The 11,440-nt window shown below is 44.4% G+C and carries 5 protein-coding genes and 2 pseudogenes; 1 reads left to right on the top strand and 6 read right to left on the bottom strand.

Going from position 1 to position 11,440, the window contains the following annotated elements:
• Together IM496_RS07250 and IM496_RS07255 are read right to left on the bottom strand one after the other, a co-directional pair.
• Positions 1–87, bottom strand: a pseudogene (locus IM496_RS07250) (IS200/IS605 family transposase); the annotation flags it as partial.
• Between the two features lie 46 nt (positions 88–133).
• A complete protein-coding gene (locus IM496_RS07255) occupies positions 134–3,601 on the bottom strand; it encodes a type ISP restriction/modification enzyme (RefSeq protein ID WP_287661631.1) in 3,468 nt (1,155 codons plus the stop codon).
• A gap of 428 nt (positions 3,602–4,029) precedes the next feature.
• On the opposite strand from IM496_RS07255, the gene IM496_RS07260 reads away from it, so the two are divergent.
• Complete coding sequence (locus tag IM496_RS07260; RefSeq protein ID WP_061432782.1) at positions 4,030–4,458, top strand: QcrA and Rieske domain-containing protein; 429 nt, start codon at positions 4,030–4,032, stop codon at positions 4,456–4,458.
• Between the two features lie 59 nt (positions 4,459–4,517).
• Here IM496_RS07260 and IM496_RS07265 read toward each other — a convergent pair whose 3' ends face one another.
• The 4 genes and pseudogenes from IM496_RS07265 to IM496_RS07280 all read right to left on the bottom strand — a co-directional run.
• On the bottom strand, positions 4,518–4,850 hold the full coding sequence (locus IM496_RS07265) for a type II toxin-antitoxin system Phd/YefM family antitoxin (protein WP_194016746.1): 333 nt from the start codon (positions 4,848–4,850) through the stop codon (positions 4,518–4,520).
• Between the two features lie 68 nt (positions 4,851–4,918).
• The gene (gltB, locus tag IM496_RS07270) at positions 4,919–9,523 is read right to left on the bottom strand and encodes a glutamate synthase large subunit (RefSeq protein ID WP_287661632.1); all 4,605 of its coding nucleotides are present in this window, start codon (positions 9,521–9,523) and stop codon (positions 4,919–4,921) included.
• Between the two features lie 306 nt (positions 9,524–9,829).
• Entirely contained in the window at positions 9,830–10,717 is an 888-nt protein-coding gene (locus IM496_RS07275; RefSeq protein WP_104396249.1) for a succinate--CoA ligase subunit alpha, read from the bottom strand.
• A 293-nt stretch (positions 10,718–11,010) separates the two neighbouring features.
• Positions 11,011–11,306, bottom strand: a pseudogene (locus IM496_RS07280) (transposase); the annotation flags it as partial.
• Positions 11,307–11,440 lie beyond the last annotated feature (134 nt).

The raw sequence follows: 11,440 nt of genomic DNA on the forward strand, positions 1-11,440 counted from the left end.
GAAAACGGCTTTACGATATTTGGCTGGGAACACTAAATGATATAGCAAAACACTTACATTATGGCTCTTATGGATGTATTCACTCATTTTTCTATTATACGCCGCGAGCGGCGGGGAATTAGACCCGAAGAGATTAAAAAGAATACACGGCTGTTTTGATATTTTGGTAGTTATCATCTAGGTCTGATTCTAGGAGAATAATTGCAGTAATTCTTCTAGTCATCTCGCTTACTTCCTGCACTTCTGCGATAGTTAATCCCCGTCCTAATAATTTTTCCTCGCGATAACTTAGCCATTTTTTAATAACTTGATAACCCCCGATGGTATATTCCCAAACCCGGGCCGGTATATTTTGCCAATAGGCTCGATCATTGAGATAAATATCATAGGTGGTCGTTCCTAATAATTTTCGCATTTCTGGGCTAATTACGCTCATTTCTGCGGTTGTATATTGTCTGGCGATCGCTTTTCCTTTACCCGGCATTGTCACACCATTTTTACCCCCGTGTCCCCAACCGACATTAATAATTAAATCCCCCTTATCTGGGTTTAAATTTTCCCCATCAGTGCAGGAAATCAAGGCGATTTTTTGCAGTGCAGGGATCGGTTTTTTGGTGACTCCTATAACGGGATTTTCTGTGTCTAAAAGAGAGGCGATCGCTTGTCCTAGTTGGGCAGATTTAATTAATAATTCTTGGCTATTGGGAAGGGGAATCCTTGGGAAGTCTTGACGAATACCGTCGGCATTTTCCCCAAGATACAAGGGAGAGTATCCAATCGCTAATGCGTGCAGCCAAATTAAGGAGGCATTCTCGATATTTTCATCAAGATTATTAATACCCAGTTGATTTAAGTATTGACGAGATTTTTCTGAGAGATTGGCTTTTGTTTTAACAGTTGTATAACTTTCAAAATTAAATAATTTATCTTGTTTTTTTGCTTCATGTTTCGCAGAAGGATAAATTAACATGGGAAATGCAACTGCATGACCTCTCATACAATCCCTAGCAAAAAGACTTTGAGTAAATAGAAATGGAATTCCTTCTGGTTGAGCAACTCCTTTAGAACGACTTAATAAAAATAAATTTTTATATGTGTATTGTACATATAAATCTGGCCTTACTCTTTTCCAAACATTAGGGGCTAAAGTAATATAACACCATCTTGTATCATAGGGACGGAAATTATATCTTTTCAGGTTATTTTCTTTAAACGAATCTAATTGATGTGCTTTTTTTCGTACAGTTTTAGCATCAAAAGACGCACTATCTCGACTTAACCCAGTTTTTAAAGTTAAAAATTCATCCCAGTCAGTTGTTTTATCAAAATACTTTTGCATTCTTAATGATAAAATATCTTGATCACAATCTATAAGTGCATTTGCACGATCTTCATCCATACCCTGTAATGGAATAATTAATGATGAATCTTGACAAGATAAATCTGTTAACTTTGGCCATACTAAATAGTGAGAGGAAACATCGGAGGGACGGAAAGAATAACGATTAGATTGTTCTGGGTTAGAGACTTGATACAAAGAATCAAAATCTTGATTATTTAAACTATCTAATAACTGTTCTCGTTTAGCAACTCCCCAGAAATGGCGAAAATAGACATCAACATTTTTATTCCTTACTTCCTTTCTTACCATTAATCCGATAGTTGTCCCGACTCGAATCCCTTCCTTATTATATTGAGTAGAAAAAACACTAGGATCTGGATTACCTTCAGGGGTTAACTTTCCCGTTTCGCGACTATCCCCATTGAGACAATCAAACCAAAGGCGATCAAATTCTTGTAAAAATCTTTGTCGCATCACCACAAAAGAAGGATCACCGAGATAGGAAAAATTAGAAATATAACAAACAACCCCTTTATCAGTATTTTCTGAAATACATCTTTCTGCTAAACGGAAAAAGCGCACATATAACTCATCCAAATTAAACTTTTTAATCCCCCAATCGGAGATTAAACCCTGTTTATACACTTCCACTAAACCTGCTTCTTCTGCGGGACTGGTTCCAGCAAAAGCATTGTAGGGAGGATTACCGAGAATAACTAAAATCGGTTTACCGCGCTTAACTTCATCAGCTGCTTCTCGTTCCTTATTTAACTCTGGAAAACTTAATTGTAGCTGTTGAATTTTCTGTTTACTTTCCTCATCGGGAGGTTGCCAACCAGTTAAAGCATTAGTCAGATAAATCCCCACCCGTTCACTATCTTCTATTAAAGGTACACCCAAACTTTGCAGGAATAAACCTAATTGTAGATGAGCGACGACAAAAGGAGCGGTTAAAATCTCGAAACCGAAAATTCTTTCTATGGCTGCTTTTTTCACCAAAGCCATGGCTAAAGCACCCGCGCCATTTTCCTGTAAAGTATCGGTAATATAGCGCAAAACCTCGACTAAATAAGCACCAGTTCCACAGCAAGGATCGAGAATATAAACATCGGGATTAGCTAAACCGTCCTCGATATTTAATTCTTCTCGTAAAACTCGATCGACTCGCGCTACCATATAGCGAACAATTTCCGGAGGAGTGTACCAAACTCCCAATTCTTTGCGTAAATCGGGATCAAAAGCTTGCAAAAATGGTTCATAGAAATACTGTACCGCTTGTCCCTCATCGAATTGACGAAAAAACTCCTCTCGTCGCACTCGATTTAAAGCTGCACCGGTCCAATTCAAGACTTCTACTAATCCCAAAGATTTTAACTTACTCGGTGCGGCGATCTGCTCGAATAGGATCGCTAACATGGGAACATGGAGATGGTGGGCTGCGGATTTCCAATCGAATTTATCCTCTTTATCCTCGCGATTGAGGTTTTGCTTGTGCCATAATACCCAAGCAGAAAATAAACCATAAAAGAGGGTTTGCACGAGGGTAGAACGAAAAAATTTATTTCCCTGTTCCCGTTCAAATTTGATACCTAGGGCATTTTCTAAAGCTTGACGAATATTGGCCAGAGCGGGAAGATCGGAATGATGTTCTAAGCGTGCTTTTGCGTCCCGCGCATAGGAAGCAAGAAACCAAGCAACATCGGCCGGTGAGGTGATAGGAGCCGCCTGTAAAAGCACTCTCTTTAGGTATTCTAAGAGGCTATCACCGTGTTCGGCGGCAAATTTGGATGGATTTGAGGTTTTTAGCCAAAACTCGGCTTCTGACGGGGCTAAACTATAGGCTTCTAATTCTACCGGTTGACCTTGGCTATTGCGACCGATGAGCAGAAAATCGCGATAATTGCTGACTAATACTTGACCGTATTTTTGCCAGTATTTTTGTACTTTCTCGCTGGCGGCGATTTTTTTGATATCTTCTTTGGTTCCCTTAATCTCGATCGCGCCTCTTTCGGGAAAAATCGCCGTAAAAGGTTCTAATTCTTGATTTTTGGGGAATTGATCGACGTTAAAAAGTCCCCCGTCCGGCAATCCCGCACCCTGATTTCTGAGGTTGATAATGCAGCGCACTCGCGGTTTTAGGGTTTTACCGATTTCGTTGAGGAGAGTTTCGAGAGTGCCGTAGTAGGAGGTTTCTTTTACTGCTGCTTGGGAGGAGTGGATTTCTTGCAGGTTGCGAAAATAATTGACGAGGGGATTCATTAGGAGTCTTGTAAAAATCAAAAATTGTTGTTAGGGTTAGGAGTCAGGAGTCGGTCGTTAGGAGAATTAGGAATGAATAATAATTGGCGTTGCTGATTTGAGATATGAATCTTCTTTTGTGGGATTTTTAAAACCTAGACCCAAACTAACTTTTGGATAGGTGCAAGGTTGTCATTCATACCTTGATTCAGCAACGCCTAATAATTAACTAAATAGTCTATTTACATATTTTATGCCATTTAATCCTTATTTTTGCCATTTTTGAACCCTCAAAAATTAATGATCGGTCGCAACTAGCTTCTGAAGCCTAATCCTGGTCAGGCGTTTGCTTACGGGCCCTCTCTACTCGCACTTAGAAATTAATTGAATGGAAAGAGCTTCTACGGTACAGTGAAAGTTAACGTTGCTGTTGGAAAAAACCTAATCCCATGAATCGTCGTGAATTTGTTGCCCTCGTTGGTGTTGGCGGAGCCATGGCCTGCGCCCCAGAAATCCTAGGGACGGCTACCGACCAAGAGATGACCCCGGCCCAAGCGGCGGATGGCTTTGTGAAAGTGACGGGCATTACCCTCAAAGAATTAGAAGCCAAAGGCAGTTTTCTGGATAAAAAATCCCCGGTCGGCTCCTTGCTCCTCATCTGGGAGAAAAATACGAAAAAGATCAGTGCAGTAAACCCGACTTGTACCCATGAAGGCTGTACGGTGAAATGGAATACTGGCGCACAGATTTTAGCTTGTCCCTGCCATCCGGGAAAATTTACCGCCACTGGGGTCGTCACGAATAAACCCCCAAAAGGCAATCTAACCACCTATCAAGTCAAGGTCGAAAAAGACGTTATTTTCGTGAAAAAAGCTTAACGGGGTTGACGGAATACTGGGTTAGGCATAATTGAGGAAAAACTCGCACAATTTCGGTTTCAGACTTCTGCGGCTTTTTCTTGCTCAATCTCGGTCTCCAATTCTTGACGTAATTCTTCTAGAGAAGTGGTGGCAGCTGTCTGAGATAATCTTTCTTGTGACCAATTTAAGGACTGAAAAAGTCGTTGAGCGTTAGCTGGAGAGCGCAAAAGATAAACTTCTTCTAATAAAGCGGATAATTCGTCAGCAGCAATCAAGTCCACATCATGATGACCCTGACGTTGGACAATAACGATCGAGTTTCCCAGTTCTACTTGTTCTAAAACCTGAAGAAAATGTTCCTGTGCTTGGGTATAGCTAGTATAGGTGGTGGGGATGGGCAGCATGGCCATTAATCAACTCCGCAGTCAAAAAATTAATCAATGGGTGCGTTAACAAAGAGTAACGCACCCCAAAGAAATTACACCGAAGTTAAGGTTTTCTCCGCGCTAATTTGCGCTTCGGGACTATCCGCTTCCGAGGGAGGGACCACTTGCCAGAATTGACCGAGATAGCTATCCCAATTAGCTAAAATTAACTTACCTTTGGGGCTATTAGTGCGTTCTACATGGGCCTCAATTAAAGATTTTAACTGTTCCGCACCGGCAGCCGTGCCAACCCGTTGAATCTTGACAATTTCGGGGTTAAGTTTCTCCGGTAGGGACGGATCAAGGATATAAGCTAATCCTCCCGTCATCCCGGCGCCGACGTTGCGACCGACGGAACCAAGCACGACAATTACCCCCCCGGTCATATATTCACAGAGGTGATCCCCGGCCCCTTCGATAACTGCTTTCGCGGTGGAATTGCGAACAGCAAAGCGTTCACCAGCGCGACCATTAACGTATAATACCCCACCGGTAGCCCCGTAGAGACAGGTATTACCGATGATAGCGTTATCTTCGGGCTGATAATTGGCGTTTTGGGGCGGTACGATGACAATTTCGCCGCCGTAGATGCCTTTACCCACATAATCGTTAGCTTCTCCCTCTAAATGGAGATTGACACCGGGTAAATTAAAGGCTCCGAAACTTTGACCGGCCGCACCCTGGAAATTGAGCTTAATTTCGCCTTCAAAGCCATCATTACCGTATTTTTGGGCAATTACCCCCGCAATTCTCGCCCCGACAGAGCGATCGGTATTGACAATCCTGTAGGTTTTGCTGACGGTTCCCTGTTGCTCGATCGCCTGTTTAATCTCGCTATCGGCTAGAATTTCCTCATCGAGGACAGCACCGTTACTATGTACTTCCTCGTGCTGCAACCAAGAGCGATCGCTGCGGCCATCGGGTAAATTCAATAAACAATCGAGATTGAGGGATTCTGTCTTAGTTAAACGAGCATCGGAGCGCACTTTTAACAGATCTGCCCGGCCAATCACCTCATTTAAACTGTGATAGCCTAATTTCGCCAATAATTGCCGCGTTTCCTCAGCCACTAAAGTAAAGAAATTGACCACATGAGCGGGAATTCCTGGAAAACGAGATCGCAGACGTTCCTGCTGGGTAGCGACTCCCACAGGGCAATTATTCGTGTGACAGACGCGGGCCATGATACACCCCTCGGCAATCATGGAAATGGAACCAAAACCGAATTCCTCCGCACCCATCAGAGCAGCCATGAGGATATCCCAACCGGTTTTTAGTCCTCCATCTGCGCGCAAAATCACCCGATGACGCAGTTGATTTTCCATTAACATCCGATGCACTTCCGTCACTCCCAATTCCCAGGGACTACCCGCGTGTTTGATCGAACTTAGGGGTGATGCACCTGTACCACCATCGTGGCCCGAAATCTGGATAATATCAGCGTTAGCTTTGGCAACTCCGGCCGCAATTGTACCGATACCGATCTCGGCCACTAATTTGACGGAAACTTTGGCCCGGGGGTTAATTTGGTGTAAATCGTAGATTAATTGTGCTAAATCTTCGATCGAGTAGATATCGTGGTGAGGAGGGGGAGAAATCAAGGTTACTCCCGGTTTTGATCGCCGTAACATGGCAATATAGGGACTGACTTTTTTCCCGGGTAATTGACCTCCTTCTCCCGGTTTTGCTCCCTGGGCCATTTTAATCTCTAGCTGTTTTCCACTCATTAAGTATTCGGGAGTGACTCCAAAACGGCCCGAAGCTATCTGTTTAATGGCAGAATTGGCTGTATCACCGTTTTTTAAGCCGTTTAGGTGAGGCATGGTCACGGAATGTCCCTCGGCATCCACATCGCTTAAGCTGGTGTAACGGATCGGATCTTCTCCCCCTTCTCCAGAATTGGACTTACCTCCGATGCGATTCATGGCGATCGCTAGGGTTTCGTGTGCTTCCCGGCCCAAGGCACCGAGGGACATTCCCCCTGTGCAGAAGCGTTGCAGGATACTTTCGATCGATTCTACTGCTTCGAGGGGAATTGAGGCTCGATCGCTGTTAAATTCTAATAGATCGCGCAATGCAGTAACGGGTCTTTCCTGCAAGATTTGGCGATAGGTTTCGTAATGGTCATATCCTTCACCTTCGGAGTGAGCGGCCACGGCTTTATGGAGTGCTTTCGCCATTTCCGGGGAATTCATGTGGTATTCTCCCCCCGGACGGTAGTTGACAAAACCGTAGTTTTCTAGTTTTTTAGCGGTAAGATTGGGGAAAGCTTTACTATGGAATGCGATCGCTTCTTGGGCCACTTCAGCAATGCTTAAACCCCCGACGCGACTGGTAGTGCCGTTAAAAGCTAGTTTAACTAAATCTGCCGATAATCCGATCGCCTCGAAAATTTGCGCCCCATGGTAGGAAGATAGGAGAGAAATACCCATTTTCGAGAGGATTTTCAGTAATCCTGCTTCTACGGATTTGCGGTAATTAATTAGGGCTTTTTCGAGGCTAATAGCTTCTAATTTGCCGTTTTCCATCAATTTCTGGGTTTTTGGCTCGATCCACCACTGGGCGATCGTTTCTAGGGCCAGATAGGGACAGACTGCGGAAGCGCCATAACCAATTAGACAAGCGAAGTGATGAGTACTCCAACATTGGGCCGTGTCGATCACAATCGAAGCTTTTAAACGCAAGTGTGAGCGAATCAGGTGATGATGGACGGCACCAACAGCTAATAAAGGGGGAATATAGCTAGTTTTTTCGTCAATAGGAGCATTTCTGTCACTGAGAATTAAAATTTCTGCTCCCGATGCTACTTTCTTGGCAGCCTCAGCGCACAAATTTGCGATCGCAGTTTCTAATCCCCTTGGTCCGGTGGTCAGATCATAAAGGGTAGAAAGTTCGGCTGTTTTGTAGCTAGAGGTTTTAACTTTGGCTAATTCCGCATTATTAAGCAGGGGAGAGTCTAATTTCAGTAAATGTGCGTCATCAACCCCTAATTTAAGTATATTGCCCCGTCGTCCCAGATACATAGTCAAGGACATGACTAAACTTTCGCGTAAAGGATCGATGGGAGGGTTAGTAACTTGGGCAAAACGTTGTTTAAAGTAATCGTAGAGAAGATGGGGTTTACTGGAGAGGACCGCTAGGGGAGTGTCATCACCCATACAGAAAGTCGGTTCTTTTCCCTGCTCTGCCATGGGGACGATAATCAGATCCACATCTTCGGATGTATAACCGAAAGCGGTTTGCAGGGGAAGGAGATTACTAGGGGTGGGAATGTCTATCCCTGTTTCTTTGTCAATAAAGGTGCGTTGGGATTTCACCCATGCACCGTAGGGATTAGCTCGGGCAATTTCCTGTTTAATCGGCCAATTACGCTTAATTTCGCCTTTTTCTAGGTCCACCGCGAGCATTTGACCAGGGCCGAGACGACCTTTTTCGATAATGGTGGTTTCATCGAGGGGAATAGTTCCCGCTTCCGAGGAAACGACGATATAGCCGTTGTTAGTAATGCTATAACGGGCCGGTCGCAAACCGTTGCGATCCAAACAAGCGCCGACGATTACCCCGTCACTGAAGACCAGTAAAGCCGGACCGTCCCAGGGTTCCTGTAAACCGCTATAGTATTCGTAAAAGTCGATAATTTCGGGATAATTCTGTAAATCCGGCTGATTATTGTAGGCCTCCGGCACTAGGATCATAGCCGCTTCTAGGGGACTGCGACCGGTTCTCACCAATAATTCTAGGGCGCTATCGAGGTTATAGGAGTCGCTGTTAGCGGGGTTAACAATGGGGGTCAGGGATTGTAATTCTTCGTGGGTCCAACCTTCCGTTTCTAAAGCGGGTTCCCGGGCCGACATCCAGTTAATATTGCCCAAAAGGGTGTTAATTTCGCCGTTATGACCCAATAAGCGCATCGGTTGAGCGAGGGGCCATTTCGGTTGGGTATTGGTGCTAAAACGTCGGTGATAAATGGCAAATTGACTGCTATAGGCGGTATTTTGCAGGTCTAGATAAAATTCTCGCAGGATTTCGCCCCGTACCATCCCTTTATAGACAATGGTGCGACAGGAAAAGGAACAGAAATAGAAATCATCGGCCAGTTGCTTACCGACTTCAGAACGGGCAATATAGAGTAGGCGATCGAATTGAGAACTGGCTAAATCGGGGGAAGTCACCAGAATTTGCTCGACGTAGGGTTGATTTTCCCTTGCTTGTCTTCCGAGGACTTGGGGACGGACGGGAACAGCACGCCAACCTAAAATCTTAATATTATATTTATTGACAATTTCTTCGATGTGTGCTTTAGCGTCGGCTCGTTCTTGGGCCGCTTGGGGAAGAAAGACCATACCCACCCCTAGTCGCTCAGATTCTGGCATATTTAAGCCATTTTCGGCGAACCAAGGAGCGAGGACATCTCTGGGGATAGCGGTCATCATACCGGAACCGTCCCCGGAATCCTGATCGGCGCTGCAGCCTCCCCGGTGTTCCAAACAACCTAAGGCTAAAAGGGCCTGTTCAATCAGTTGATGGCTGCCAGAACCGCGCACATCGGCAATAAAACCGACTCCGCAAGCGTCCCGTTCCTCTACGAGCCATCGGGGACCCCAATAGGGATCGATTTGGTGTATATTGTCGGTTTTTAGGTTATTTTGTTGCGCCATAGAAGTTATCCTTAGGGTCGTTGTCTAGAAGGGTGGGATAGTTGGTCTGCTGAAAGGGTCAATCTAGAATAGAATTTTTTTTGATCTTGCCGTTTCGATTGTCGCTGATTTTCCCTAATTTTTGCCTGTTGCCATCTTTATCTTGGCCGGTCTGAGGAATCACAGGTGATCTACCATGATATAGTAGCTCTCAGGAATTGTCATCGAAAATCCCCTAGGCAGGATGGGGGTGAAACATCCTTCTAGGTGTTTATTTTGACGGAATATTGTCGGATTATAAATATTATTGGAGCAATGGGGTCAAATTCAGGACAAGACTTTAGCTAAAGAGGCGGGTAAATCGGCTAATTTTTCCACCACTGTCACCCCAGCTTCTTGAAAATGACGTAGGCTATCTTTTCTAGTATTCTTAGCGGCAACAGAGTAGGAAAGTTGGTTAGAAATAATTGTTTCTGTATCGCCGAAATTGGTTTCAATCGCTGTATTTAACCCCACAAGATAGGCAATCACTGGTTTTTCGATCGCCGAGGCAATATATTTGGCTGCCTCGATTTCGGCCTTTCCTCCCACCTGACTGACGAGGAGAATCGCCTCGGTATTGTCATCTTCCTCGAAAACCTGCAACCATTGGGACAAATTGGAGCCAATAATGCCGTCAGTCCCCAAATTTACCGCCATAGATTCACCATACCCCGCTGCTGTTAAAGTTTTCGCCACTTCATCCCCTATGCGATCGCCGCGGGTGATCAGACCGATTGTCCCCGATTGATAAAAACTGGGTTCACAAATACCCAACCAAAGATAATTGGGAATAATCACACCCTGGCTGCCGGGGCCGAGAATTAATGTTCCGGTGGTACTAGCTATCTTTAATAATTCCACCAGATCCAAGGGGGGAACTCCGGGGGTGACGATAATTAATTGGGGAATTGCTGCTGCGATCGCTTCTAAGGCCGCATCTAGGACTTGATTGGGGGGAACTAAAATTAAACTGGTCTTGATTTCTCCGGCTTCAGCAACGGCCTCGGCCACTAGATCAAACACTGGTATCTCTGCGATTATCTCACCACCGTGGCCACTAGCCACCCCGGCTACTAAACAGGTTCCCTGAGCTTTCAATCGTGCCGCATAATATTTGCCTAGGGGTCGATCGATCCCTTGCATAATTATCTGATCTTTATCTGTCCATTTCATATATTAAGTGTTGGGAGTTGTTTCAGTAAACAGTAAACAGTAAACAGTAATCAGTAAACAGTAATCAGTGAGACACTGTTGATGGTAGTTTTTTTCAGTGGTCAGTAAACATTAAACAGTAATCAGGTTCTGAAGGCAAGAGTCACTCATGCAAGAGGCAAAAGAAATGTCTCACGTCTGACTCACTGTCTCACTTTCTTCTCCTCCCTCTTCTGCGGTTCGACAAGCTCACCGTCCACTCTGGCACCAGATTCTTTGCCATCGAGAATTTCTCGTCCTTTTTTCACCATTTATTGGTTAATTTTGTTAAGGAGATTTAAGTTAATTCCTTTCCGAAAATATACCATCATTTTGGCATCAAAGGGGACTTCTATTTGATAGTTTTTAGCCCAATAAAATACTGGAGATAAGGGTTTTCCCTAACTTGTTCGATGGTTTCTCTATCACTTATTCCTAATCTTTATTGAATAATTAATGATGCCAATGCCACCCTAAATGGTAAGGCGGGCATCCCCTTATTTTCAGGGAAGCTTTTTGCGTATTCTTCTTCAAATTTTTCCCAGGGAATTATAGTCATTTCAATTAAGTAGCTGGTTATAATTAAATTAAAAATGGATTTTAGGTTCGATCCCCCCTGCCCCCCTTGATAAGGGGGGTGCCGATCCCCCCTTAGTCCCCCCTTTAATCCCCCCTTAATAAGGGGGGCATCTGACAACTTTTAAC

Origin of the sequence: Microcystis sp. M049S2 (genome assembly GCF_020245625.1) — a bacterium.
GTDB classification, from domain to species: Bacteria; Cyanobacteriota; Cyanobacteriia; order Cyanobacteriales; family Microcystaceae; genus Microcystis; species Microcystis ichthyoblabe_A.